This is a genomic window from Occallatibacter sp. (assembly GCF_035317045.1).
GTDB lineage: Bacteria > Acidobacteriota > Terriglobia > Terriglobales > Acidobacteriaceae > Telmatobacter.
Genome location: NZ_DATHHT010000042.1, coordinates 35,433 through 61,570 on the forward strand (window position 1 = coordinate 35,433; position 26,138 = coordinate 61,570).

Below are 26,138 nucleotides of genomic sequence, written 5' to 3' on the forward strand. Positions count from 1 at the left end.
ACGAACACCTTGGATAGCCCGTCTTCGCGATCATCTTCCGGTCGCGAAGGCGGGCAGTGACAAGTAAAGTGCGTACGACCCTCGCCATCCCGAGCACAACGCTTATCGCAACCCCAGGACCATCTTCCCAATTGTCATCAGTTGCATATTCGACGTGCCTTCGTAGATCTTGCCTATCTTCGCGTCGCGATAATACTTCTCTGCCGGATAATCGCGCACAAACCCATTGCCGCCAAAGATGTCCACGCACTGACTCGCCACACGCTCCGCAACATGCGACGTGAAGTATTTCGTCATCGCCGCCTCGCGCACGTAGGATTGCCCCGCATCCTTCAGACGCGCCGCGTTGTAGACCATCAGCTTTGCGGCCTCAATCTCCGTCGCCATCTCGGCCAGGGAGAACTGCACCGCCTGGAACTCCGCGATCGGTTTGCCAAACTGCCGCCGCTCCTTCGCGTACTTCGCAGCATGTCCCCACGCGCCTTCGGCCAGTCCCAGCATCTGCGCGCCAATTCCGATGCGTCCCTCGTTCAGCGACTCAATGGCGATCTTGTACCCCTTGCCTTCCTCTCCCACCCGATTCGTCGCCGGAACCACGCACCCGTCAAGCACCAACTCGCACGTGCTGCTGGCGCGAATTCCCAGCTTGTCTTCTTTGCGTCCGACTGAAAAACCCGGCGTGCCGGTCTCTACAAGAAACGCCGTGATCCCTCGATATCCTGCCGCCGCATCGAGTGTCGCAAAAACCAGAAACAGTCCCGCATCCCTGGCATTCGAGATCCACAGCTTGCGCCCGCTCAGCCGATATCCGCCGTCAATTTTCTCCGCCCGCGTCTGCAGCGCAAACGCATCCGATCCCGAGCCTGCTTCGCTCAGCGCATAAGCGCTGGCTGTATCCGCGGCCAGCCTCGGCAGCCACTTCTGCTTCTGTTCTTCGTTTGCCCATCGCCGAATCGCATTCACCACCAGCGTATTGTGGACGTCCACAAGCACGGCAACAGCCGGGTCAACCATGGCAATCGCCTCGATGGCGAGCACCGCGTCAAAGAAGCTTCCACCCGCACCGCCCAGCGCCTCGGGAATTTCAATCCCCATCAATCCAAGCTCGAACAGCTTCTTTACCAGGCCGGGCGCGAACTGCTGCTCGTCGTCCATCGTGCGGACTGCAGGAGCGATCGTCTCCTGCGCAAACTTCCGCACCGTTGCAAAAAACATGCGTTCTTCTTCGGTCAAATGAGTCAGCGGCGAAGGGGAATGGCTCTTGTCAGACAAGGAAATCAATGCCTCCGGCATCGGAGTGTATCAGACCATGGCGCTCGATGACCGCATCGGTAAGCAAACAAGCCTCCGCCGCTGCAACTCGATTCGCTCCCGTCAAACCCGTCGCCGAGGCTTTCGCGTGGAGAAAACAAAAAGGGCAGACTTCTTGCGAAGTCTGCCCCGACCGTCCTTCAACCCAATCCAGTTTTCTAGTCGATCACGAGCGAGAACGAAGACTGCGCTGTAATCGTGGATGTGGCCGAATCCTGTCCCGCGAAAGTGATCGTATAGGTTCCCTTTGTCGGATTCGGAACCTTGGAGCTGCTGCTGCTTGAGCCGCCGCCGCAAGCCGAGAGCACCAGCCCCAGCGATGCCAGAGCCATCACGCAAGCCAGTTGCCGCAGTTTGCGCGACGACCGTCCCAGGAACCCCGCAAGCACCAGCCCCGCAAAAGCGATCCCTGCTGGAACCGGGTTGCTCTTCTTCGGAGTGTTGTTGTTTGTTTTCAGCGAACCTCTCGTGTGCGGAATCACGCGCAGCCCGCGCCCCTTCAGCGCCGCTCCAGTTGAACTCACGCAATCGGATGCATTCGTATCGATCGTAATCTGCCCAGGAACCGCAGTCGAACTCGACACAGTGATCGATCCGTTCGCGTTGGTACCCGTGCCTGCAAATACGCAGAGGTTGGCAAGCGCCGTGTCATTCGATGTAGCGAAAGTAAGGTTGACCGTCCCGGTGTATCCGCCTGAAGGAGTGACCGTCAGCGTTTCACTCCCCTGCGCTCCCTGCTTCAATGTCAGGGTCGGCACGCTGAACGCCATGGCGAAGGTCCCTTTTCCAGAACTCGTTCCACCCACGGTGATCACCACGCTTCCCGTCGAAGGAGCATTCGCGGTGTCGCCCGCATATTGCGCCACTATCGTGTGCGCACCCGCGGTCGCGAAGTTTGCCGTGTAGGTCGCGGTGCCGTTCGCTGTCAGCGTCACAGGTGTCACCGTGCTGCCGGTGGCGCCGTATGCGGTCCCGCTTCCGTCAATCGACAGATTCACGGTACCTGTTGGGGTTCCTGTTCCACCCACCTGTGCTACCGTGATCGTGACGGTGTCATTTGTGCTTACATTTGGAGCGGAACTCGCTGCCGAAGCCGTGGTCGTCGTCGCCACCAGCGGCGTCGCATTCTTTGGCCAGGCACCGGCAAGGTTCGCCAGATCCACCGACCCCAGGCCCGTCACTTCGTCGTAGCCCGCTCCTGCCGAAAAACCCGTCGTTGTGGTGCCGCAGAAAGTCGCTCCGGCGGTGCAGTTGTTGTTCCCGCTCGTCACGTCGTGGAATAAGGTCGAGTAATTCGCGCCTCCAGCCAGCGTGTAGAGCGTTGGATTCGCCAGGCCTTGTCCATCCGTCCACTCTTGCTTCTGGTTGATCAGCGCAAGCATGCCGGCAAAGATCGGCGTTGCAAAACTCGTGCCGCCGGCCACGGTGAGGTCCCCTGTAGTGTTGTCACGGAACCCGCTGTTGCAACTCGCCACCTGGACCGGAGCATTCGTGGTATTCCAGTTCGACTGGTCGCTGGTGCAGAACAGATAGCCCGGAAATCCGGCCGAAGCATATAGCGCAACGTCCGGCACCAGCCGCTTGGTGCCACTCGGAATGCCGGGTACGCCAGTCTGCCAAGTCGGCCGATTAAAGAGTGCACTAGTGCCGCCGCCGCTTGCTCCGAGCCCAAACTGTGTCGAATCGTCGTTCCACACAATCTCCGGGATATAAGTCTTCGCGGAGGTCAGCACATCGTTCGTGCCCTGTGGCAACCAATAGGTTGCGTTCGTTGCAACATCATTCGTAGCGCTGATCTCTGTGCCGCCAACCGCCGTTACATTCGGGCTGCTCGCGGGATAATTCACAGCCAGCGCGAACTCCTGTGTTGTTGTCAGGCCGTTAGCCGTGTCGCCGGAACATGACGTCGAACCCTGGTCGCCCGATGCGGCTACCACCGTTTGTCCTTGCGTCGCAGCCTGGGCCAGTTGTGTTTCCAGTGAGAACCCGCCGAGCGCCGTCTCGCATGCGCCGTAGCTGATACTCACAATCGGCGCAATCTTCTCGTCGATCGCATATGCGATCGCGTCGAATGCGTTGAAGTTCGTGCTGCTGCCCGTGAACACAAAATCGATAGTCGCGCCCTTCGCAATCGCTCCAGACCACTCGATATCCAGGTCCGATTCGCCTTCGTCTCCACCAGCAACCACCGTTGAGGCGCCCGACCCGGGCACAAGCACCATCACCGGATCCTTCACAGGCAGCCCCGCCGCATTTTCAAACGCTTCGATATCGCTTGCCAGTACCGCCGACTGTCCCACAATCGCAATCGATTGTCCCGTACCGTTCACGCCGGCACTGTAAAGCGGATTGATATCGTAGGTCACCGCGATATCACCCGGCGCAAAGAACACGTTGCCAGACTGGCTCGATGTGAACGCGCGGTGCGTGGAAATGTGCATCGGCCGCGGCCTGAAGTCGCTCAGGTTCCGCACCGTGGCAATGGTCGGCGCAATGGCCGTCGGCACCGAGAGCAGCGTTGACGGGGCAAAATGCTTTTCACCGTTGCCGCTGAAGTAGTGCATCTGGGTCTGGAATGCCTGTTCCACCTGGCGCGCCGTGCCCGAGAAGCGGATCATGGTCCGGCCTCTCGCCACCGAGTCGATCGCAAAGCCCTGCTGCTGCAACCACGTCTGCACCTGGTCGATGTCCGACTGCGCCATGCCAAACCGCGCGCCAAACTGCTCTGGGCTCAGCCATTGGTGATATTGCGGCGACCGCGGATCCTGCTGCGCCGCAATCAACGCCTGCAGGTCCGCTTCCTGGGCGGCCGAACGGTTGAACACAATGCTCATGCCATTGAGCCGGGCATCGGACGGCATCCGCCCGGCATCGAGCTCGGTTGACCCGAGCGGCTGCTGAGTTGCCTTTAGCGGCGAAACCGCAACGTTGCTAATCTCGCTTCGAATGCGGGGAGCCGGCGTTTGTGCGGCCATGGCGGTCGTCGCCACAGCACAGGCAGCAATCCACCCGCATACCCGAAGCCTGTCCTGACCTTGAAGCAGCTTCGTAATCATAGCCATCCTTGAAATCGGAACGGTTTGAGACCAGACGTGAGCCGCACCGGCCCATATTTGAGTCAAGCCAATGTCAAGCTGCGCGGTGAGTATCTTCGCGAATGAGGGGGAAGCGAAACAGCCAACGGCGCAACGTGTGTCGGGGCAGCCCTCTGGACTACCGCCAGTCATTAGCCCCTCTTTTTAGACTCCAATGCCACTACAAAGTTGTGGCTTGCCTAACTTTTGAAACCACCGCCACTCCAAAGCTTCGGAAATTCCGGCGGTTGTAAGGGGCTGGATTCATGCGAGTAGCAAGTCTCTGGAGTTCCGGTTCAAGGCCGGTGCTCGGAGCCTCGCCGTTTTTAGAAGAATAGCGGATTGCCGTCGGCACCGCACTCCGCACGACGGAGTTGTCCGTCAATATCTTTCGGAGAGCTAGCTCGGCCGGTGCAGCACCTGCAGTGCCGCCATGCCCCTGCGCGGAGCCATGTACCCTGCGGCTCTCCACGAGATCGACAGGGTCTCGCCGTCCAGCAATTTGCGGATCTGTACTCGCGCATGCTCGCTCCACGGCCCCGATTTATCCAGCTTCACATAGGCCTGCCAGTGGCGCAGGGCTGACCGCGGTTCGCCTTTGCGCTCGAAGGCCAGGGCCAGGTTGTAATGCGCATCGGCGTACCGGGGTGCCAGCGCAACCGCCCGTTGATAAGCAGCAATCGACTCGTCCGGCCGCTCCAGTTCATCCAGCACGTTGCCCAGATCAAAGAACGCCAGCACGTACCCGGGGTCCTTCATCGTTGCCTGGCGATACAACTCCTCGGCGCGGACATACTGCCGGAGATGAAAATGGATCGTGCCAAGATTGATGTAGCCCGGCGCGTAGTCGGGGTCGACCTTCAGCATCTCCTCGTATAGGACAATCGCGCGATGTTTCTCGCCGGCTTCCTCCGCCTGCACTGCCGCTATGAACAGTTCCTGCACACCGCGAAAATCGTCCTGTACGCGCCGTAGCGCGCATACCCCCGCATTCCCCGTCTGCCGTTCCATGCGCTCGAAATCAAACAGCAACTGCCGGCGGATCGGGTCGACCATCGCACCGTCGCATCGAAACGCAAGACGCGTCCCGGTCCGAACCAGCGAAGCCTCCTGCATCGGATTCGACATCCCCGCCACAGCCTGCATGGCCGCCACCGAATGCCGGATCGACGCTGCCGGTACGTCGTCCTCGCGCAGCGAACGTAGGGTTCTCAGTTGGCCCAGATCCTGGAAAGTGTAGATTTCGCGCTGGCTGATGAGTCCGGCCCTTTCCCACCCTTGCAACTGGCGGGAACTGATCTGCAGAATTCTCAACACATCCTGGCGGCTAAAGCTGTTCACTCTTCAAGCTCCGGTTGCATCGCGGTGGTCCGCAGGTCCGCAGGATTCGAACTCGGTCCTGAAAAATCGATTCCCAATTCTGCTCCTGCCCGTGGCTCTTGGATCAGCGACGAAAGGAACCGCTCTCGATCATGTGTCTTTCGTTCGCAACCTGCGGCCGTCTTCCCTGACTCAAAACACACCCCGTAAGTCGACCGCTCAACTCGCACCCTGCGAAGGTCACGCTACAGCTTGGATTATGCCAAGAATATGCGTGGATAAGACGGGACGAAACAAGATTGCATGAAAAAGTGAGTGGATAACTCGTACCTCATTTGGTTCCAGTGTCATGGCGGATTCCATCTGCACAAAAACAGCACCATTTTCAGCAGATCACGTTCGCGTTTCCGTATCGTTGCTGCCCCGCCCTTTTGGGGATCGCTGCGTTTCCCCGCAGCCGAGTCGCCGATTGTCTTGCGCAGTAGCTTTTCTTCTGAGGTAAGGTAAGCCCCTATGCTTTGACTGCGGGTTGTGATACTTTTGACCCCGCTCATCCTTAATCAAGCCTCGACGCCCTGAGTGTGAGTCCCGGGACCTATGGACAAGCTTGTCAACGACGTGCAGTCCGACCGCACCCTCGTTGACTTGGCACGCTCATTACAGGAGGCCCAGCGCATCGCCGGGCTTGGCAGCTACACGCTTGATCTCCACACCAGGCTCTGGTCTTCCTCAGATGTCCTTGATGAAATTCTCGGAATCAGGCCCGAATACGATCGCTCCGTCGACGGCTGGGTCGCGCTCATTCACCCCGAAGATCGCGACAACATGGCCGCATATTTTGATCAGGAAGCGCTCGGTCGGGATATGCTCTGCGACCGCGAATACCGCATTATCCGCCAAAACGATCGCGCGCCCCGCTGGGTCCACGCCATGGGGCGCGTCGAGCGCGACGAAGCGGGCAAACCCGTCCTCATGCGTGGCACCATCCAGGACATAACCGACAGAAAGCGAACCGAAGCCGATCTCCGCCAGAGCGAGGAGTTGCTTCAGCTCTTTATCCAGCATGCCCCGGCCGCTCTCGCCATGTTCGATCGCGATATGCGCTATATCGCCGTCAGCAGGCGCTGGTGCGATGACTTCGGTCTTCGCGGTTCAGACATTCTGGGTCGTTCCCACTACGAAATATTTCCCGTTCTCCCGCCGCGCTGGCTCACCGTTCATCGCCGCGCCCTCGGCGGCGAAACCATCAAGAGCGATGAAGACAGCTTTGAACGCTCCGACGGTTTCGTGCAGCATCTTCGCTGGGAAGTGCGGCCCTGGCTTACCGGCACCGGAGATCCAGGGGGCATCATCCTTTTCACCGAAGACATTACCGCCCGCAAGCGTTCTGAGTCCCGTCTCCAGCTCGCTGCCAGCGTCTTCACCCACGCGTCGGAAGGTATCGTCATCTCTGATCCCGCCGGCATCATTCTCGATGTCAACGCCGCGTTCACGCGAATCACCGGCAACGGCCGCGATGAGGCAGTAGGCCTCCGGACCAGTCTGTTGCGCTCTGGCCGGCATAGCAAGGAGTTCTACGCCAACATGTGGCGCGACCTCATCGAGAGCGGACATTGGTCAGGCGAAATCTGGAACCGCCGTAAGGACGGCCGCGTCTTCCCGGAAATGCTTACCATCACGGCCGTGCGCGATTCGTCAGGAAATACGCAGCAATATGTCGCCCTGTTCTCTGACATCTCATCGACAAAGGAACACGAGCAGGAATTGGAACGCGTGGCTCTGTACGATCTGCTCACCGGTCTGCCCAATCGCGTGCACCTCCGCGATCGCCTGCGCCAAGCCATGGCCCAGGCCGAGCGCCGCGGCAACACCCTGGCCGTCGTCTGTCTTGATCTCGACAACTTCAAGAGCATCAATGATCGTTTTGGTCATACCGTCGGTGACGAACTCCTCACCACTGTTGCCCATCGCATGACAGCCTGCATGCGACACGACGACACCCTCGCCCGACTCGGCGGAGACGAATTCATTGCCGTGCTCCGCGACTTCGACACTCCTGACCAGTGTCTGCCCGTAGTCAGGCAGCTTCTCGAAGCCGCCTCTCAGACTGTTCTCATCGGGGATACGTCGCTTCAACTCTCCGCCAGTGCGGGAATAGCCTGCTATCCCCAGGTCGAAGATGTCGAGGCCGACCAGCTTCTGCGCCAGGCTACGCAAGCACTCTATCAATCCAAGATCAGCGGAAAAAACCGCTATCACCTCTACGATTCCTCGCTCGCCCGCTCTACCCGCGGACATCACGAAGACCTGGAGCGCATCCACGCTGCTCTTGCTCGCAATGAATTCCTGCTCCATTACCAGCCCAAAATGAATATGGCCACCGGCGCCATCGTCGGTGCTGAAGCCCTTATCCGCTGGCAGCACCCTGAACGAGGCCTCCTTGCGCCCGGCGCATTCCTGCCCATCGTGGAAGGGCACCCTGTTGCTCTCGAAATCGGCGAATGGGTCATCGAGAACGTACTCTTGCAGATGGAAACCTGGGCGACCTGCGGCCTCAAAATTCCGGTCAGCGTCAACATCTCGGCGCAGCAGTTGCAGCAGCCAGATTTTCCCGCCCGCCTGCATGAGCTGCTAGCCGCCCACCCCTCCGTTGATCCCTCCCGCCTCGAAATCGAGGTTCTCGAGAGCAGCGCCCTGCCCGACATGGCACTGGTTTCTCAGGTCATTCACAACTGCGGGAAACTCGGAGTTTCTTTTGCGCTGGACGACTTCGGCACTGGCTACTCTTCGCTGGCCTTTCTCAAGCGGCTTCCCGTCGACGTGCTCAAAATCGATCAGACCTTTGTCCGCGATATGCTCGACGATCCTGAAGACCTCACCATCGTCGAAGGGATGCTTGGCCTTGCAACGGCATTTCGCCGGGTCGCCGTCGCTGAGGGCGTGGAAACCATGGAGCAGGGAATTCTGCTGCTTCGCCTCGGTTGCCAGGTTGCGCAGGGTTTTGGCATCGCACGCCCCATGCCGGCAACCGACCTTCCGGGTTGGGTCGCCTCCTGGACCCCGTATCCCGGGTGGTCGAATGTCGCCGTCCTTAACCCCGCCGACCGGCCGCTTCTCTATGCCGGCGCGGAACACATCGCGTGGGTCAGCGCCATCGAGGCATTTCTTCACGGCAAGCGCCGTGTGCCGCCCTCGATCGACCCTACGCAATGCCGTCTCGGTGCATGGATAGTCTCTGAATCCCTCTCCCTCGAGAGCCGCCCCCCCATTTATCGCCAGATCGCCTCGCTCCACCAGCAACTCCATGCCTGTGGCGTGGACATCCTCACTCTCCATGCCGAAAATTGCGCCGCCGAAGCAGCTGAAGCCGTTGAGTGCCTTCACTCCCTCCGCGAAAGCCTTCTGGACAAGTTAAAGAAACTCTTCGCCCACGAATGACACCAACTCACTCTTCAGGGCAGGATCGGGGGGTGTAACCCCCTGCAGGCATTCAACTAACCCGAGGTCCACTCTTCCTCTGCCTGAAAGTCACTTGCGAATCCGCCCTCCATCTCGCCTTTCGTTCGCTGGATGGGATATGATTGCGCCAAAATTTCCAGCGGTCCTGAAACGTCGTAAATCGCTTTCACTGAGGCTCTGCAGCACTCGCGGGGCTCGGAAACATGAAAACGATTCACCCTGAAATACGGGGCACCTTCATGAAGAATTTGCGCCAGAATGCAGCGCTTTGGGTGGCATTGAGTTTCGCAACAGCAATGACAGCATGCGGCGGAGGCGGCGGATCTATGGCCCCCCCACCCCCCACCACCTACACCCTGACCGTCGCCTCGACTAATCCGGCCACCGGCGTAGGGATGACAGTCTCTCCGGCCGACAATAATGGCGCGGCCAACGGCAACGCAGCTTTCACTCGGACATACAACTCCGGTATGACAGTCACAGTCACCGCGCCTGCCGCGATCGGCAATAACACATTCACGTCGTGGGCGGGTTGCACAACCGCAGCCACGGTCACGTGCCACGTCACACTCAGCGCGAACACCACGGTCACTGCTTCCTTTGCAGCGCCGAAGTCAACCACCACCGTGGCAGTCGATCAGGCAAGCGTTGGGCCTGCCGTCAGCGACCAGATCCTCGGCATGAACATGGCCGCGTGGTATGACCCCACCACCTCGGCCGTCGTGCCCGCATTCCAATTGGCCGGCATTCAGGCCGTGCGCTGGCCGGGCGGTTCCTGGTCCGACGACTATCACTGGGCCACCAATACGATGTGTGGCAATACTCCCAACAGCAACGCTACTTTCACAAACTTCGTCAATGATCTCGTCGTTCCCGGAAACTTCGACGTCGCCCTCACCGCGAACTACGGAACCAACACCACATGCAATGGCCCGGGCCAGCCTTCAGAGGCCGCAGCCTGGATCACCAAGGCAAAGTCGCTCAACGCCGCACGTCAGCCACATCACCGTGGGCAACGAAGAGTACGGCAGTTGGGAAGACGATGACCACACCCTCAAGAACGACGCCACCACCTACGCTGCCGCCGTGGGGAGTTCGTCGAGCAATGGTTACTACCAGCAAATCAAGGCGGCTGATTCCAGCGTGCTAGTCGGAGTCGACGTCAATCCCGGCAACAACCCGGCATGGGATCCGACCGTGCTCGCCGGTTCGAAGTATGATTTCGTCGAGTACCACTACTATCCGCAGGCCCCCAGCCTCGAGAGCGACGCCTACCTTGTGCAGCAGGCGGCGCAGGGCCTCACCACCTCGATCAATGCGCTCAAGGCGGAACTGGCCACTGCCGGTAAGCCCGACACACCGATCTACGTTGGCGAGATCGGCTCCGTCTACACCAACCCCGGCAAGCAAAGTCTCTCCATCACCCAGGGACTCTACGCAGGCCAGGTGCTGGGAGAGATGATGAACGACGGCGTTTCGCGCGCCACCTGGTGGATCGGCTTCGGCAACTGCAACGGCACCGCTGGAAATGATTCCAGTTCGCTCTACGGCTGGCAGAACTTCGGCGGCTACAACGTCTTTGCCGACGGCCCAACCGACGCCCCCTGCGCCGGCTCCGGTCCCATCGGAACCATGTCGCCCACGGCGCGCGCTTTCCAACTTTTCAGCAAGGTGGCTGTGAACGGTGAAAGCGCGCTCAGCGCAACGGTGAATGGCGATACCGCCAACGTCCGCGCTTATGCGGCCACCCACAGCGGCGGCACGGTGCTGGTCCTGTTCAACGTCAGTCAAACTGCAACCGAGCAAGTTGCGGTCTCGCTCTCCGCGCAAAACACGAGTTCCGACGTCAGCGTCGAGACCTACAGCAAAGCGATCTACGACCAATCGCAAAACAACGTCTGGGCCGACCCCACTACCGCGGATATGGGTGCGCAGAACCTGCCGCTGACTCTGACGCTCGCTCCGTGGAGCATGAACGTCGTCATCATTAAATAGCCAGGGACAAACCATCGCCGGGTGCCCCGGGTCTCGCTTCTGAGACCCGGGAAAACGTCAATTGACACATCATTGGTTGCCCTCGTCATGGCGTGGTTTTATCGCGCCATGAGCGGGCAACCACAGACCCCGCAGAACTGGTTCACCTTCAGGCGCAATGCACACCCAATTGCCCGCACCCGTGTTCCACGGTGTCTAAGTTTTTAGAAGGGAATTCCTGCGGTTCGAATCAGATGGAGCCGACGATCGGACTTGAACCGATGACCTGCTGATTACGAATCAGCTGCTCTACCAACTGAGCTACGTCGGCCGATGAAATGGGGTCCCCGCAAACCCGGTTTGTGGGGTGATGCGAACGGGCACACTGACAGCGCCGCAGTTCGTGTCTCCTTCACGATTGTATCGTTGCGCTGGTAATCGGTAAAGCTGGCGTCAAAGGCAGCCAAAGCGTCGTGCGCGGCGTCCCTTCAATATTCGATGCGAGAGGAGTCGATCGATTCAATGATGAACATTACCCTGCAGCTCTCCTTCAGAATCGCCCTCATCTGGGCCGCAGGTTTTCTGATCGCAGTGGCTGTCGAAGCCCTCTTGCCCAACCAGGCAGGCGTCAACCTAGCCGGCAGGCAAAGCGTTCTCTTCATTCCCTTCAGCCGCATGGGCTTCTGGACATGTGTTCTCGCCGCCCTCCTCGTTACCGCTCTCGTTGTCGGCCGCGCCATGCTCTCCGACATTGGCTGGAACACCTTCCACTAAAGCGAAGCTCAGTCCTCATTCATTCGTGCGACGCGATGGCGTTCTGATTGTGCATGAGGGCCTGTCATCCTGAGCCCCGCAAGCCGGGTGCCCCCGGTCTCGATTCTGAGACCGGGGATACCAAGATCTTCTCGAACTCCTTCCCACCGCCAACAACCCGCTATACTGCTCCCCATGCAACAAGACCCCATGGAAGAATGGCGTCGCCTCACCACGCTCTACAGCGAAATGGGCGACATCGAAATTCGCGACCTCGTCGACCAGATCAACGACCTCACGCCTAATGCGCAGCAAATTCTCCGCGATGAATTGAAAAAGCGCAGCATTCCCGAAAAATCCGTTGCCCAGAGCGTTCATTCACCCGACCCAGACAATTCGTTGATCCACTGGGATGGGAGGGAAGATAGCGATCTCGACCCGGATAATAACGCCTCCGAAATTGCAGCCACCGAGTACACGTGGAAGACAGGGCTCTGCCGTTGCAATTCAATTGACGAGGCGGCTCAATGGTGCGAGATGTTGAGTCGCGCCGGCATTGAGACTTGGGTACAACGACCCGGATCGCGATTCATTATTCCCTGGATTGACGAACTCGGCGTGGGTGACATTCAGATCAACGTCGCCGCCGACCAGCTCGAGCAAGCCAGAGCGGTGATCGTCCAACCGATCCCGCAAGACGTCATCGATCAGGTTAAGCAAGAAAAAGAGATTCCAGCCTACGAAGTCCCCACTTGCCCCAAATGCAAAGCCGAAGATCCCATCCTCGAATCCGTTGAACCCTCCAACAATTGGCTCTGCGAGTCCTGCGGCTACACCTGGTCCGACCCCATTCCCGATTCGACGGAAATTCAACCAGCCGGCTAACCTTTCTACCGCCAACACCGCGCTTACTCCGCCTTGCGCTGAGCCACCCACATTCCGTCTGCGCGCCCATCCACGCGGACGCGGCCTTTCGCGCCATCCCCATCAATCCAGCCATCCATGAATGCTGTGGTGGGGCCCGGAGCACCGTCTCGACCAGCAGGCCAGTTGAATGGGAACGACAGCTCCACGTAGCCGTCGCGCCAAGTCCCCGTTATCGGACTCGTTTCTCCCGAGCCAGCCTCCAGAGTCCCGCTCAACTTGTTTCCATCTTGCGTCAGCTTCATCGATGTTTGAAATCCAATGGCATCGCTCGAAACCTTTACATCCCACGTGCCCTTCGCTTCCGAAACATTCTTGATCGGCTGAGGCGCTGCCGGGGAAATCCGCAAATTTGAGAAATACGATTCCTCCCCTGCGTAACCCCACAGGCCGATGGCGCCGTGGAGATTCGAACTCTTCAATCCATCCACCACAAGGCTCGGCTTGCCTGACCCATTCAGGAAGATCCGCGCCGTGCGTCCTGCGACTTCGATCTTCACCTTCGTCCAGGTCTCCGGCTCAATTTCGGCGTAGCTCTCGTACACAAACGGCCACTCGCGCCGAAGCTTGTACCAGCCATACCCCGGCTCGGCACAGTACTGCACGCTATGGTTGCGCATCGACTGGTTCTCTGCGAGTGCATTCTTCGGACGCAGGTAGAAAAGCTCGTACTCTTTGCCATCCGGCTTCGATCGAAATGCCACTCCCGTGAACCCCGGCATCCGCGTGCCCGGCGGAGTGGTTATTTTGGTCGCGATATCGACTTCAATCGTCCCGTCCTGAAAATCAGTGCCGGCCAGCACCGCGAGTCCAGCATCATCGCCGTGGGTCACCGTTGTCATACGAATCGCCTTGCGGCCCAGGTAGGTCACGGGTTCAAAGCTCACATTGTGTGGTAAAAGCCCCGAAGCATCTGTCAGCGGGAAGTTCTGCACTTCTGAGGCACCTGCGCCGCCAACAAGGAGTGCGGCGCACAAGCCAATTTCGCCAAGAAAGAAAGCTTTCATCCGTCGTTAACCTCCAAAAACGCGCTGACCGTATTGTCCAGGTCTCGGAAAACCAGGCTCGACATTGACACAGGCCAGGGAATCGAAGGAACGCAAATGTTATGGGTGACTTGTAGCGCGTGACGAGACAAATTCTCAGCCAAAAAACGGAAAGAGCCGCCCGGCAACAGGGCAGCTCCTTCCTCAGGGAGAATAGTTCCAACGGAGGCAAAACCATCAGAACTTTCTGGCTGCATAGTAGGTGCGGGGGAACAGAGTGTCAAGAATAAATCCGAATCGATTTAACTACGTATATCGACAATAACTTACAGCGAACTAAATTCCTGCGCATCTCTCCATGTCTTCGCTGGACATTCGCCTTTTAAACTACGTTTAGTACCGCGTTTTTTGGGTGTTTTCTAGGGTTTACGGCCGTTTTTCCACAGGAAAAACGTCTCAGTTAACGGTTCGGATGCCATCAGTGACACTTGTCACTCTTCAATTTCAATCCTCGAGATGCAGCCGGATAAATTCCGCCTCGTATACCGATGAAGCTGGCTTGCCGTGGGCAACCCGATACAGTGCCCGGCCTCCGCCCAGAAAGAACCCCAGCAAAACCGCTGCACTGCACCCGACGATCACCAGCATCGCCACACCCATCAGGAACTGGCTCGTTTTCACAACCTCGGATTCTTTGTCCTGCTGCATCCGCGTCAGCTCGGCCGAGTAATGCACCTGCGCCAGCAACTTGTGGCTCTCATCCGGAATCGCATCGCCGCTCACCAGCGCCACAATCGGCCCGCTGTGCAGCACCTCCAGCGATGCCTGGTCTGAATCCGTCAGTGGCTTCGGAAACGTCGGCTGTGCCCCGCTGCCTGCCTTGATGTACGCGCGGATCTTCTTCTCCTGCGCCTCGGCCAGCTGCGGTGTCGGATAGTCGATCAGCGTCAGCGTTGCCGGTCCTGAAGTGAGCGAGTAGTTCGCGGTCACCGCCTCCGCATCGAGACTGAATCCCACAAGTTCGGCCGGCAGCACGCCGCCAGCCCCTGCATAGCCCGCCGGTCCCTGCGCAAAATGCGTCGTTTGCTTATCCAGCGAACCTTGCGGCAGGCTGCCGAGAATCGGCGGCGGCAGCGCCCGGTTTCCCTGTGGCGAAGGAAGGCCTTCAGCCAGCTCCCGCATCTCAGCCGCCGACATAGGCCCAACGTGCGAGAAGGTCGCATCCACGACCGTATTGCCCTTCCAGAAAAGAACGCGATTGTTGTCTGACGTCCCTCCGATGCCGATGTCCGCCTTTGGCCAGCCATCCTGCCGGTAGAACGAATACGCGCCATACGCTCCGCTTACGTCATTAAATGTCAACGCCTTCACGCTCAGCGTCTCGCTGCCGCGCTTGTAATCGGCCACAACGCCGCCTGTGCAGCCGTACTCTTTCAGAGCAGCCACGTTCGCATTGTCCAGTTGCGCGGGATCGCCAACAGCCTTCGGCTTCTCCGCCGCATTCCAACCAGCAAATGTCTCAGGCAGCAGGGGCTTCTCTTTCGGTGCGGTGGGCGTGCCCGTCGTCACCATCATCGGCGCAGGTTTCTTCGGCCCTGCCTGCTGCGCTTCCATGCGCAGCCCGGCACCAGCCAGAATTACCGCACCCGCCGCCATCGCCATCCACCGCATCCCGTTGACTCCCAATCTCAGGCTACCACCCGGTTCGTTAGCGCGGGATCCTCCGCCTGGCGCGGTGGACAGGCCACACCTCTTCTTTGACACCGTCAACGGCGGAAATGTTCGCAACTTAGGCACGTGACGAAACCCACGGCGTCAACCGCGGCAGCCACCTGCGCACATGAAGGCGATAATTCGTGTACTCATCGCCAAATATCCGCAACAGTTTCGGCTCTTCATAGAGCCGGACAAACAATTCAATCGCGACCCACACCCAGAAAGCCTCGGTCGCCAGGCTTCTGCTGCGAAACAGTACCGCTTCGCCAGTGATGACCGAGATCACCCCTGCGTACATCGGGTTTCGTACATAGCGGTAAAACCCGCTCACCACCAGGTGCTCCGGAGGCACTGCCGGCACCAGCGTGCCACGTCCCACCACAACGAACCGCCAGATCGACTCAAGCAACGGGACAAGCCCGGCAACAATCAACGCCGTGCAGCATGCAAGCTGCCACGTCGGTTCATCTGCTGGAACGTTAAAGTGCGTCACACGACACGGAATCAGCGCCAGCAGAATTCCCGGTCCGCCGAAAAGGGTGAACAGGACTGAGACCGCAACGTTGATCCGCAGAGAAGCCACGCTCGCTCCGCGATAAACCTACCACGGAACTATCATGTCTCGCGTGCGCACTTCTCCGCGCAACATCAAAGGGCACGAGCACCCGCGCCGCTCTCATTCTCTTTCTGAGCCGCAGCCCATCTCCCGCCGCAATCCGTGCATCGAACGTGTCATCACGGAGGGATAATTTCTGATGTTCCGTCTGTCTTTATATCTTCTCGGAATTTCTGCATTGGCTGCCGCATGGGCCGCGTATCGCAATCAGCAAATGAGAAAGCCAATGCCTGTCCAGAAAGCGGCATCCATGCTGCAGCAGGCCTGGGCCGACCATCGCACTCGCGTCTGAACAGCAGTGTGCCGCATACATCTTGTCTTCTCAATCATCCACTCTGTCGAATGATTGAGGCTTACACGGCGGGCGTCGACCCCTGCGGCAACGCCGGTGGGTACAGCAGGTCCCCCAGCACCGGGTAGCGCCCGCCGTAAAACAGCAGCGCGTACTCGCGTGTGCCCGCGCTCAGCGGGCCGCCCAGGCAAATGCTCGCCAGCAGCGCGAAACCAAATGCCACCAGTCCGAAGAACACCTGCAGCATCACTCCTGCCACTGAAGCCGAGCCCGTCGAATTCGCAAATGCCGAGTGAATGCCCAGCTCCACGCCCGCGACCGTTCCTGCCAGCACCAATCCAGGAATCAGCAGGATCAAGAACACGGCGATCCCTGCAATCGCTGGCAGAATCAGGCGTAGCAAAGCGTACGCAAAAAACTGTCCCTTCTCCGCCTTGATCCGCGCCCATACTGAACCCCACGCCTCTCCCGCCGACGCGTCTTCCAGCGCGATATGCGGCAGCATCCAGTCACGCAAAATGATGTCCAGCGCGACCCCCGTCACTACCAGCACAAAGACAATGGGCAGCAGGGGAAGGATAAGGCCCAGAAGCATTCCGAAATTCGGAGCGCCGCCCGGTTGCATCTCATGAAAAACGCGCCAGAATCCCGCCACAAATGGAATTGCAATCAACCCCATCAGAAGCAGGAAGCAGATTCCCACGGCGATATTCAGCCAGAAGAAGCGCGATGCCTGCTCTTTATAAAGTTCCCATCCCGGCCGAATCTCTCTGGTGTTGTGCACCAGGCAATGAAAGAACGCGAATCGCAACCGCGTGACCAGGTAGAAGATTGCCGCGGCGATCACCAACAGCAGAAGCAACATCGCCGCACCCTCGGCGATCCATAGCGGCTGAATGTCGCCAAGCGAATGGATCATGGGTCCACGACCCGGCGTATATCCGCCGCCGCCCCGCGATGGCGACGACGATCGGAAATTACTCCCCAGCCCTTCCGTAATCAAGGCGACCAGTCCAAGCTTCAGAAACGTCCCCCACTTGAACGGCCTGAACAGAAGTGCCTTGGTGCGTTCAATTGCAGGGGAAATAGCATCTGCAGCAGAAATGGAGTACATGTCCGTCACCTTTCCCAGGGGAACCCAGCCTACCATGCAGACTACGCAGACCTCACCCCGACAGTTCCATGCAAGTGCTACCCTCTGAACCCGCCAAGGGTGCCGTAAATAGTAGGCATTGCTACTTGGAATAGACCAACTTTTGTGGAACTGTTTTGCGGGTTATCTTCGGTTGGATTGCCATTCACCATGAGCGGTAAGAGAGGCTTGCCATGTTGAGCGCACCCTGAGCGTAGCGAAGGGGCAGTCGAAACATCTGCGGTTGTCCTTCCCGAACCTTCGAACCACAAAAACGCTTACCTCCGCATAGACGGTTAACCGCCCCCGAAAAGTGGCTTACCGCAATCGAAAATTCACATCGACGGACATCATCACAGCAACGGGCTGGTCTTGACGCATTGCTGGTCTGAACCGATAACGCTCGACTGCCTCGATTGCCATATCGTCCAAGCCGTAACCGAGAGAACGCAAAACACGGGGATTCTGCGGCATCCCATGAGCATCCACGATCAGGCCAACTTGGCAAGTTCCATTTACTTTCTCCCTTCGGGCCTCATCGGTGTACATTGCGATGGGAGTAAGAAGAGGAAACGGAGCAGTTACGCCCTTGCTCACCAAAGGCATATTTGATGGGGGGGCACGAAATGACCTAAACGTTTGTGATGGCTGCGATTCTAGACGAAATCCGGGGACCTGCTTCCCTGAAATATCCGCAATTGTTGTGCCGCAGGCGCGAAGAACAATCTCAATCGATTGCCTCACCGGAACGGGGACACCGTCGCGCATTGCAGGTTTGAATCGGTCGCCCGTAACGATCACGACGGCCAGCTCATCCAGAACGTTTCCTGATACTTCGATGAAATAGAAGGATTGTGGGACTCCCTTGCTATCCAACACCATGTTCAGAGTCACTTTGCCATGCAGATGCTGGCGGCAACTTTGATCATCAGTGGTCGGCTGGGATGCGGGAATCAGCTCGGGTGCGGCTATGTCACTGCCAAGATCGTAAACGTGCTGGCCGGGAGAGACTACCCCCGTGACGGGTGGCTGAAACGGTTGTTGACTGATCACCGGAATAGCTGAGATCACCAGCGTCAGCGCAGCAGGGCCTAGGAATCTCATGGAGGTGCTCCGGAAGTATTACCGAATCTATCAGACGATCCTGAGTTTCGCGAAGCTGTGAGGCGTGCGTGGATGGAACTGAGAACTCGGTCCCGGTGGTTGCGGTCGAGTCGTGAACGATTCGGAAGTTCTTCGCCGCCCCCTCTACCGAACCGAAGCCGAAGTCTGCTGGCCAGCCCACCATGCCTCAAACTTTTCCAGCGCCCGCTCGCACACCATCCGGTGCCGCTCCTTCTTGTCGCGTACTTTCTTCCGTACTTCTTCTTCCAGCGGCTCCAGCAAGTCGAACGTGATATTCGCAGGTTGAAAATCCTTCGCATCCGCGTGCGTAATGTAGTGCACCAGCGATCCCAGCGCCGTTCCCCGCGGCACCGGCGTTGGTTCAACGCCATGTGCCAGCGCCGCCGCATAGATCCCTGCCAGCATCCCCGTCGCGATCGACTCCGTATATCCCTCCACGCCTGAAATCTGCCCCGCGAACAAAACGCGCGGTGTGGTCTTCAGCCGCAGCAACTCGTCGAGCAAAACAGGTGCACAGATGTAAGTGTTGCGATGAATCTGTCCATAGCGCAGGAATTTCGCGTTCTCCAACCCCGGAATCATCCGCAGTACCCGCGCCTGCTCGCCCCACTTCAAATGATTCTGAAATCCCACCAGGTTATAACTGTCCGCGCGCACATTCTCCTTGCGCAACTGCACCACTGCCCACGGCCGCAGCCCCGTTCGCGGATCACGCAACCCCACCGGCTTCATCGGCCCGAAGCGCAGCGTGTCGCGTCCCCGCGTCGCGAGCACTTCGATGGGAAGACATCCCTCGAAATAATCAAGGTTTTCCCACTCCTTGCTTTCCGCCGCCTCCGCCGCCAGCAGCGCATCCAGAAAGCGGTCATACTCCTCGCGATTCATCGGGCAGTTGATGTAATCCGCGGTGCCCTTGTCCCAACGCGCCGCAAAGTACACCCGCTCCATATCAATCGACTCCGCATCCACAATCGGCGAAATCGAATCGTAGAACGCCAGGTGCTCCGCTCCCGTGATCCGCGCAATTTCCTCACTCAACGCACCCGACGTCAATGGCCCCGTCGCCACAATCGTCAGCGCATATTGATCTGCCGAATCGTCGAGCCGGGTCACCTCTTCGCGAATCACGCGAATCGCGGACTCGTTCGAAATCGCTTCCGCAATCCTCCGCGAAAATTCCACGCGATCCACTGCCAGTGCATGCCCCGCAGGCACCGCCGTCTCATCCGCGATCTTCAAAAGCGCCGAACCAAAACGCCGCATCTCCTGCTTCAGAAGCCAGGGCGCCGTATTTGGAGACTCGCTCTTCAACGAGTTCGAGCACACCAGTTCGCCAAATTCAATCGTCTCGTGCGCCGGAGTCAGCCGCGGTTTCCCATCCACCATCGCCCGCATCTCGAAGAGGTCCACCTGGCAGCCCAGCCGCGCCGCCGTCAGCGCAGCCTCCGGTCCTGCCAGCCCTCCGCCAATCACGCGAATTCTCATTGTGCCGGCTCCTCAACTCCTGCCAACCGCCTCAGCGCCTCGCCGGTCATGCGCACATTCCGCCACGCATCCAGGAACTCCGCCCCCATTGCCTGATAAAAATCGATGGCCGGCGCGTTCCAGTCCAGAACCTCCCAGCCAAGCCTCGGGCAGTCCTTCTCAACAGCAATGGCGGCCACCCGTTGCAGCAGCGCCTTGCCGATCCCCAGCCCGCGCAACTCCGGAAACACAAACAGATCCTCCAGATACACCCCCGCTCGCCCCAGCCAGGTTGAATAGCTGAAAAAACACAGCGCAAATCCTGCCGGCTTCCCATCATGCTCCGCCATCAGGCACCAGTAGTACGGGTTGGGCCCGAACCCATCGCGCAGCAGGTCCGCCTCCGTCGCGGTCACGGCATCCGGTTCGCGCTCATATCGTGCCAATGCACGAATAAACTCAAGAATCTGCGGCACATCCTCCGCCACCGCCGGTCGAATCGTGGTTGCCATGTCGATATTGTAGGGTGTGATGCGCGCCACAAGAAGGATCCCAAGGCGCAAACTACCATCGGTAAGCGTGCAGGCCTGACGGCACATCGGGTCGGCATGCGGGACTGTTGCGTCTTCCGGCCTTGTGCTGAAGTATCCGTTGGATTTACCTTGATTCGTGCCGAGAAGAGCAGTTGCTTGCGTTCGCAACTGTTTGCTCCTGCAACCCGCTCGCTTTGGCATTTTTCTGGTTGGCAACGCATATGGGGAACCTTGCAAGAACGTCGAGATCCTGGATGCAGTCCGGTATACCACCGCAAGTGCATCCAACCGTATGAGCAGGTATAGATTCGTTGATGTTGGAGTGATACGACAATTTTTCGATCGAGCATGCGGACTGGTACCCGCCCAAGCTCCCAAGGAGAAGAACATGAAACGCACGATTTCGCTCTGGACCGGATTACTCGGATTGCTGGCACTCGCCGTACTGCCCGCTGCACTCGCCCAGACTCCCGCGCCCGCCAACGTTGCACCAACTGGAAAGATTCACGGTCATGTGACCAACCCCACCGGCGCGGCTCAGGGGAATGGCACGATGTCTCTCAACAAGGACACCAAGGAAGTGGCTTCCTTCCCCGTTGACGCCAACGGTGACTACAGCGGCTCCGCACCTCCGGGCTCCTACACCCTCGTCTATCGCACGCCCGGCCTGGCTCCCGACAAGGAGACCGACAAAATCGAGAACATCAAGATTGTCGTCGGACAGGACACCGCTGCCGACGACGACATGTCGCGCAAGGAATACATCGACGCGCTCCCCGAAGAAACCCGCAAGTCGCTCGCTGAGATGAAGACGCACAATGCCGAGGCAATGAAGGCAAACGCCGTCATCAAAAATCTCAACGCCGATCTCAAAGCCGCGATGGCAGATATTCACGACGCAGACAATGCCAAAGCCACCGCCGCTCAGCAAGTCGGTGCCTCTGGATCCAAGACCGATCTCGCGGCCAAAGAGACCGAAATCAAGAACGCCAAGTACACCGATGTCGTGACCCTCATGACCAAGGACACCGAGCTCCGGCCGACCGAATCAGTCCTCTTTGCCTACCTGGGGCAGGGTCAGTTAGGGCTGAAGAAATACGATGATGCCGAAACCGCCTTCAAGAAGGCCATCGACCTTGATACCGCTTCGAAAAAACCTCGTCCCGAGATCCAGGGTCTCGCCAACTCCGGCCTGGGCGAAATCTATGCCCGCAATGGCAAGGTTCCTGAAGCCGCAGCGGCCTACGATGCCGCCGTCAAGGCAGACCCCACCAAGGCCGGCTTCTACTACAAGAACGAAGCCGTGATCTACTCCCAGGTCGGTAACAGCGATGGCCAGGCCGCGGCTGCTGACAAAGCCATCGCCGCCAATCCCAACGACGCTGTGCCCTACTATCTCAAGGGACAGGCCCTCATCACCAAGGCGACCGTCGACCCCAAGACCCAACGCATCGTTCTGCCTGAAGGTTGCGGCGAAGCCTATCAAAAGTATCTAGAACTCGATCCCAGTGGACCGTACTCGGCCGACGTGAAGGGCATCCTCGACTCTGCCGGCCAGAAGATCAACACCAGCTACAAGGCCACCAAGAAGAAATAAGCATCGCGCAACTACACCCTGCTCAGGGCGCTCCCGTTCAACGGGCGCGCCCTTCTTCTTTCTCCGTGCCAATGCAGGATGCTCGCGCGACTGCAGTATATTTGCTCCACAGGTTTTACTTCCTCCAGCACATCCTTCGAGGTCACAATGCAACTCAGATTCAAATTGGCGGCCGTCACCCTCGTTTGCCTTGCAGGTTCTCTCACCGTGCATTCCCAGGCGCGTACAACGCAAGATGCCGCAACCATCGCTCACCGCAATGCCATCGAGCAGCAACTTGAAGCCGTCGCCATCATCGAGCGCAAAGTCATGGTCCCGATGCGCGATGGCAAGCGCATGCAGGCCGATATTTACCGTCCCAAAGACGAATCGAAAAAATATCCCATCATCTTCTCCCGCACGCCTTATGACTTCAACTACTGGGACATCTCCCTCGGCGCCCCGCGCGACATGACCGCGGCACTCGACGCAGTCAAGCACGGCTACGCCTTCGTCGAGATGAATGAACGCGGACGCTACTTCTCCGAAGGCGACTACGACATCCTCGGCGTTCCGCTCACCGACTCCGACGACGAATTCGATTGGATGACCGCCCTACCCTGGTCCACCGGCAAAGTCGGCCTCATCGGTTGCTCCTCCACCGCCGAGTGGCAGCTCAACGTTGCCTCACGCGGCAACAAGGCGCTCGCGACCATCATTCCCGAAAGCTACGGCGCCGGCGTAGGCCGCGTCGGGCCCTACTACGAGCAGGGCAACTGGTTCCGCGGCGGGGCCGTGCAGATGCTCTTCGCCACCTGGCTCTACGACGCCGGCCTGCAAACCAGTGAAGCCAAGCCCAACTTTCCGCCCAACACATCGCAACAGGGGCTCGTCGAGGCCGCGAAATGGTGGGACCTCGGCGCACATCCTCCGCAAGTCGACTGGGCGAAAGCCCTCGCGCACCTGCCCGAAGAAGACATTCTCGCCGCCGTCGGCGCGCCCAAAGGCATCTACGCCGACAAAACCCCCTCAGGCCAACCCGGCATGATCGAGCGCACGCCGAACGATCCCTCCTGGTACAAAGGCGGATTGTGGAATGATTCGATGCACATCAATGTCCCGGGCCTGTGGATGATGACCTGGTACGACGTCAGCGTCGCGCCCAACCTCGCCGCTTACAACTTCGTCCGCAGCACAGCCAGTCCCGAAGTTGCTAATGAACAGTACGCCATCATCGCGCCCGTTCCTCACTGCAGCTACAAGCGCGCAGCCGAACACACCATAGTCGGCGAACGCGATCTCGGCGACGCACGCCTCGACTACGATGCCCTGACCTTCGGCTGGTTCGATCATTTCCTCAAGGGCGAAGACAACGGACTGCTCGAGAAAACTCCCAAGGTTCGCTACTACACCATGGGCCTCAACAAGTGGCAATCCTCCGACACCTGGCCTCCCAGGGAAGCGAAGCCGGTCACGTTCTACCTCACCTCCAGCGGCCACGCCAACTCAATCGCCGGCGACGGCGCACTCGTTCCTGCCGCACCGCAGAAAGATGCCTCCGACAAATTTATCTACGATCCCATGAATCCCGTACCCACTCGCGGCGGCGGATTCTGCTGCATGGGTGCAGACTTCAAACCCGGCGCCGTCGATCAGCGTCCCCTTGAAGCGCGCGACGACGTCCTCGTATACTCGACCGGCCCGCTGTCAGAGGGCTTGGAAGTCACCGGCCCCGTCGAAGTCACGCTCTATGTTTCGAGCGACGCCAAGGACACCGACTTCACCGTGAAGCTCATCGAAGTCCTCCCCGACGGCACCGCCTACAACATCGACGAAAACATTCAACGCGCCCGCTACCGCGAAGGCTACGAAAAGCCGCCCGTCTTCATGGAAAAGGACAAGGTTTACAAGATCGCCCTCCAGCCCATGCAAACCAGCAACTACTTCCCGCCTGGCGAACAACTCCGCATCGAGATCAGCAGCAGCAACTTTCCCCGCTACGATCGCAACCTCAACACCGGCGGAAATAACTACGACGAGGCAAAAGGAGTAGTCGCCCACAACCAGATCCACCACTCCACCCAATACCCCTCCACCCTCACCCTAAGCGTAGTGAAGCACTAGCAAAGCATCGACGACCACAAACCTGGGTGCCCCATCCTTGACGAAGGCAAGGGTGGGAAAGCAGGAGCGCAATCCGCAGAAGAGGTGTCATCATCAATCACCGTGTCATCCCGAGCGACGCACGCCTGGGGCCCCGTTGCGCGAAACGCGCGATGGGGTAAGCGTCGCGAAGGATCTGCTTTTGCACTCTGCCACGCCGCAGCGAACCTGGGAAAGCACGAACATGTCAATTCGATGGCCGGTGGCCCACCTAAGCTTTTCAAACCTAACCCAACTCAAAACCTGGGTGCCCCATCCTTGACCCTCTTTTGGTCAAGGGTGGGAAAGCACGACCCTTCGTAGTTCGCGGCCGGTGGCCTGCCCAAGCTTTTCAAACCTAACCCAACTCAAAACCTGGGTGCCCCAGATCTCGCTTTTGAGACCTGGGAAAGCACGAGCATGTCAATTCGATGCCGAGCAGACCTCACTTCTGGCGCCCTTCAACCACTACAATTCCGAAGATGACCTCCGACCTCCCCAGCTACGAACAAGCCGCTGCCCTCGTAGCCGCCCACGCTCAAAAAATCCACCAACATCACCCCCGCACCGAGCTTGTCGACCTAGCGAACGCCAGCGGCCGCATCCTCGCCACACCCATTGCAGCCGACGAGGATCAGCCACCCTTCGCGCGCTCCACTCGCGATGGCTACGCCTGCCGCGCCGCCGAAGCCTCAGCGCACATCGCGCTCACCATCGCCGGCACAACGCACGCCGGCGAAGCCCCCGCCGGACCGCTACCTGAACGCGAAGCCTGGGAAATCATGACCGGCGCCCCCGTCCCGTCTGGCGCCGATTGCGTCGTCATGCTCGAGCACGTTGAAATATCCGCCAACACAATCCGACTCATCGCTCCGCGCACAATCGACCCCGGCGACAACATCGTAGCCAAAGGCGCTCAAGCCCGCCGCGGCGATGAACAACTCCCAGCCGGCACGAAACTGGCCCCCGCCCAGATCGCCCTCGCCGCCTCCTGCGGATACGCGCACCTCGACGTCTACGTCCGTCCCCGCGTCGCCATCCTAACCACCGGCGACGAACTCGTTCCCGTCGACGCCACTCCAGGTCCCGGCAAAATCCGCAATTCCAACGCCCCCATGCTCGCCGCGCTGGTCGCCAGTGCCGGCGCCGAACCCATCCTCCTCCCCACCGCCGCCGACACCGCAGAAGCCCTCGACTCCGCTCTGGCTCAGGCCCTCCAAGCCGACATACTCCTCATCTCCGGCGGCGTCTCCGCAGGCAAATTCGATCTTGTCGAACCCGCTTTGGCCCGCCTCGGTGCACAATTCCACTTCACCGGCGTCCGCATCCAGCCCGGCAAACCGCTAGTCTTCGGCCAAATCCCGCGAACCGTTGGATCCTTGACCGCGCAGGTCTTCTTCGGCCTCCCTGGCAACCCCATCTCGTCCGCCGCTACGTTTCACCTCTTCGCCGCACCGATCCTCGCCGCCCTCGCCGGCAGCCGCGAAATTCATCCCCGCTTCGTCCTCGCCAACCTCTCCCGCGACACTGACCGCAAAACCAAACCCGGCCTCACGCGCTTCCTCCCCGCTTTCTGTACATTCAACTCATCCGTCAGCGAACTCCCGCAAGTCGCTCTCGTCCCCTGGCAAGGCTCCGGCGACCTCACCGCTTTCGCGCGATCCAACTGCTTTCTCGTGATCCCTGAAGACGCAGGCTTCCTGACAGCCGGAACCACTGTCCGCATCCTGCTACATTAAGA

At 59.2% G+C, this 26,138-nt stretch carries 18 protein-coding genes and 1 tRNA gene; 8 read left to right on the forward strand and 11 right to left on the reverse strand.

Features of this window, described 5'->3' with window-relative positions; genetic code table 11:
* Window positions 1–102: 102 nt before the first annotated feature.
* The 3 genes from VK574_RS21245 to VK574_RS21255 all read right to left on the reverse strand — a co-directional run bounded on the left by VK574_RS21245 (window position 103) and on the right by VK574_RS21255 (window position 5,726).
* Window positions 103–1,293, reverse strand: coding sequence for an acyl-CoA dehydrogenase (locus VK574_RS21245; RefSeq protein ID WP_472801886.1), 1,191 nt, complete (start codon window positions 1,291–1,293; stop codon window positions 103–105).
* A gap of 176 nt (window positions 1,294–1,469) precedes the next feature.
* The gene (locus VK574_RS21250; RefSeq protein ID WP_472801887.1) at window positions 1,470–4,367 is read right to left on the reverse strand and encodes a protease pro-enzyme activation domain-containing protein; all 2,898 of its coding nucleotides are present in this window, start codon (window positions 4,365–4,367) and stop codon (window positions 1,470–1,472) included.
* Window positions 4,368–4,784: 417 nt separating this feature from the next.
* Window positions 4,785–5,726, reverse strand: a complete 942-nt coding sequence (locus VK574_RS21255; RefSeq protein WP_472801888.1) for a tetratricopeptide repeat protein — start codon at window positions 5,724–5,726, stop codon at window positions 4,785–4,787.
* Window positions 5,727–6,302: 576 nt separating this feature from the next.
* Between VK574_RS21255 and VK574_RS21260 the strand changes: the two genes are divergently transcribed.
* From VK574_RS21260 to VK574_RS21270, 3 genes are all read left to right on the forward strand, one after another.
* Window positions 6,303–9,143 (forward strand): EAL domain-containing protein, encoded by a 2,841-nt coding sequence (locus tag VK574_RS21260; RefSeq protein ID WP_472801889.1) that lies wholly within the window; start codon window positions 6,303–6,305, stop codon window positions 9,141–9,143.
* 347 nt (window positions 9,144–9,490) lie between these two features.
* The gene (locus tag VK574_RS21265; protein WP_472801890.1) at window positions 9,491–10,210 is read left to right on the forward strand and encodes a hypothetical protein; all 720 of its coding nucleotides are present in this window, start codon (window positions 9,491–9,493) and stop codon (window positions 10,208–10,210) included.
* On the forward strand, window positions 10,173–11,159 hold the full coding sequence (locus tag VK574_RS21270) for a hypothetical protein (RefSeq protein ID WP_472801891.1): 987 nt from the start codon (window positions 10,173–10,175) through the stop codon (window positions 11,157–11,159). The genes VK574_RS21265 and VK574_RS21270 overlap by 38 nt, the downstream gene beginning before the upstream one ends.
* Before the next feature lie 234 nt (window positions 11,160–11,393).
* Here the strand turns inward: VK574_RS21270 and VK574_RS21275 are convergent.
* Window positions 11,394–11,469: transfer RNA gene (locus VK574_RS21275), tRNA-Thr, on the reverse strand.
* 191 nt (window positions 11,470–11,660) lie between these two features.
* On the opposite strand from VK574_RS21275, the gene VK574_RS21280 reads away from it, so the two are divergent.
* Together VK574_RS21280 and VK574_RS21285 are read left to right on the forward strand one after the other, a co-directional pair.
* Window positions 11,661–11,912: a hypothetical protein gene (locus tag VK574_RS21280; protein ID WP_472801892.1), complete on the forward strand. Its 252-nt coding sequence runs from the start codon at window positions 11,661–11,663 to the stop codon at window positions 11,910–11,912.
* A gap of 189 nt (window positions 11,913–12,101) precedes the next feature.
* A complete protein-coding gene (locus VK574_RS21285) occupies window positions 12,102–12,776 on the forward strand; it encodes a hypothetical protein (RefSeq protein WP_472801893.1) in 675 nt (224 codons plus the stop codon).
* A 23-nt stretch (window positions 12,777–12,799) separates the two neighbouring features.
* On the opposite strand, the gene VK574_RS21290 is transcribed toward VK574_RS21285, so the two are convergent.
* The 7 genes from VK574_RS21290 to VK574_RS21320 all read right to left on the reverse strand — a co-directional run bounded on the left by VK574_RS21290 (window position 12,800) and on the right by VK574_RS21320 (window position 20,847).
* Entirely contained in the window at window positions 12,800–13,822 is a 1,023-nt protein-coding gene (locus VK574_RS21290; RefSeq protein ID WP_472801894.1) for a hypothetical protein, read from the reverse strand.
* A 483-nt stretch (window positions 13,823–14,305) separates the two neighbouring features.
* Window positions 14,306–15,472 (reverse strand): DUF6599 family protein, encoded by a 1,167-nt coding sequence (locus tag VK574_RS21295; RefSeq protein WP_472801895.1) that lies wholly within the window; start codon window positions 15,470–15,472, stop codon window positions 14,306–14,308.
* Between the two features lie 118 nt (window positions 15,473–15,590).
* A complete protein-coding gene (locus VK574_RS21300; protein ID WP_472801896.1) occupies window positions 15,591–16,100 on the reverse strand; it encodes a methyltransferase family protein in 510 nt (169 codons plus the stop codon).
* A gap of 386 nt (window positions 16,101–16,486) precedes the next feature.
* The gene (locus VK574_RS21305) at window positions 16,487–17,575 is read right to left on the reverse strand and encodes a DUF7544 domain-containing protein (RefSeq protein ID WP_472801897.1); all 1,089 of its coding nucleotides are present in this window, start codon (window positions 17,573–17,575) and stop codon (window positions 16,487–16,489) included.
* A 300-nt stretch (window positions 17,576–17,875) separates the two neighbouring features.
* On the reverse strand, window positions 17,876–18,661 hold the full coding sequence (locus tag VK574_RS21310) for an energy transducer TonB (RefSeq protein WP_472801898.1): 786 nt from the start codon (window positions 18,659–18,661) through the stop codon (window positions 17,876–17,878).
* 144 nt (window positions 18,662–18,805) lie between these two features.
* Window positions 18,806–20,167, reverse strand: coding sequence for a methylenetetrahydrofolate--tRNA-(uracil(54)-C(5))-methyltransferase (FADH(2)-oxidizing) TrmFO (gene trmFO / locus VK574_RS21315; protein WP_472801899.1), 1,362 nt, complete (start codon window positions 20,165–20,167; stop codon window positions 18,806–18,808).
* Window positions 20,164–20,847, reverse strand: a complete 684-nt coding sequence (locus VK574_RS21320; protein WP_472801900.1) for a GNAT family N-acetyltransferase — start codon at window positions 20,845–20,847, stop codon at window positions 20,164–20,166. The genes trmFO and VK574_RS21320 overlap by 4 nt, the downstream gene beginning before the upstream one ends.
* A 220-nt stretch (window positions 20,848–21,067) precedes the next feature.
* Between VK574_RS21320 and VK574_RS21325 the strand changes: the two genes are divergently transcribed.
* From VK574_RS21325 to VK574_RS21335, 3 genes are all read left to right on the forward strand, one after another.
* A complete protein-coding gene (locus tag VK574_RS21325; protein ID WP_472801901.1) occupies window positions 21,068–22,276 on the forward strand; it encodes a tetratricopeptide repeat protein in 1,209 nt (402 codons plus the stop codon).
* A 147-nt stretch (window positions 22,277–22,423) separates the two neighbouring features.
* Window positions 22,424–24,379: a CocE/NonD family hydrolase gene (locus VK574_RS21330; RefSeq protein WP_472801902.1), complete on the forward strand. Its 1,956-nt coding sequence runs from the start codon at window positions 22,424–22,426 to the stop codon at window positions 24,377–24,379.
* A 500-nt stretch (window positions 24,380–24,879) separates the two neighbouring features.
* Window positions 24,880–26,136 (forward strand): molybdopterin molybdotransferase MoeA, encoded by a 1,257-nt coding sequence (locus VK574_RS21335; protein ID WP_472801903.1) that lies wholly within the window; start codon window positions 24,880–24,882, stop codon window positions 26,134–26,136.
* The last annotated feature ends 2 nt before the right edge of the window (window positions 26,137–26,138 follow it).

What these genes read in the sequence shown, in the direction of transcription:
- VK574_RS21245 (WP_472801886.1), bottom strand. Translation starts at nt 1,293, where the DNA reads ATGCCGGAGGCATTGATTTCCTTGTCTGACAAGAGCCATTCCCCTTCG.
- VK574_RS21250 (WP_472801887.1), bottom strand. Translation starts at nt 4,367, where the DNA reads ATGATTACGAAGCTGCTTCAAGGTCAGGACAGGCTTCGGGTATGCGGG.
- VK574_RS21260 (WP_472801889.1), top strand. Translation starts at nt 6,303, where the DNA reads ATGGACAAGCTTGTCAACGACGTGCAGTCCGACCGCACCCTCGTTGAC.
- VK574_RS21265 (WP_472801890.1), top strand. Translation starts at nt 9,491, where the DNA reads ATGGCCCCCCCACCCCCCACCACCTACACCCTGACCGTCGCCTCGACT.
- VK574_RS21280 (WP_472801892.1), top strand. Translation starts at nt 11,661, where the DNA reads ATGATGAACATTACCCTGCAGCTCTCCTTCAGAATCGCCCTCATCTGG.
- VK574_RS21285 (WP_472801893.1), top strand. Translation starts at nt 12,102, where the DNA reads ATGGAAGAATGGCGTCGCCTCACCACGCTCTACAGCGAAATGGGCGAC.
- VK574_RS21290 (WP_472801894.1), bottom strand. Translation starts at nt 13,822, where the DNA reads ATGAAAGCTTTCTTTCTTGGCGAAATTGGCTTGTGCGCCGCACTCCTT.
- VK574_RS21295 (WP_472801895.1), bottom strand. Translation starts at nt 15,472, where the DNA reads ATGCGGTGGATGGCGATGGCGGCGGGTGCGGTAATTCTGGCTGGTGCC.
- VK574_RS21305 (WP_472801897.1), bottom strand. Translation starts at nt 17,575, where the DNA reads ATGGTAGGCTGGGTTCCCCTGGGAAAGGTGACGGACATGTACTCCATT.
- VK574_RS21310 (WP_472801898.1), bottom strand. Translation starts at nt 18,661, where the DNA reads ATGAGATTCCTAGGCCCTGCTGCGCTGACGCTGGTGATCTCAGCTATT.
- trmFO (WP_472801899.1), bottom strand. Translation starts at nt 20,167, where the DNA reads ATGAGAATTCGCGTGATTGGCGGAGGGCTGGCAGGACCGGAGGCTGCG.
- VK574_RS21325 (WP_472801901.1), top strand. Translation starts at nt 21,068, where the DNA reads ATGAAACGCACGATTTCGCTCTGGACCGGATTACTCGGATTGCTGGCA.
- VK574_RS21330 (WP_472801902.1), top strand. Translation starts at nt 22,424, where the DNA reads ATGCAACTCAGATTCAAATTGGCGGCCGTCACCCTCGTTTGCCTTGCA.
- VK574_RS21335 (WP_472801903.1), top strand. Translation starts at nt 24,880, where the DNA reads ATGACCTCCGACCTCCCCAGCTACGAACAAGCCGCTGCCCTCGTAGCC.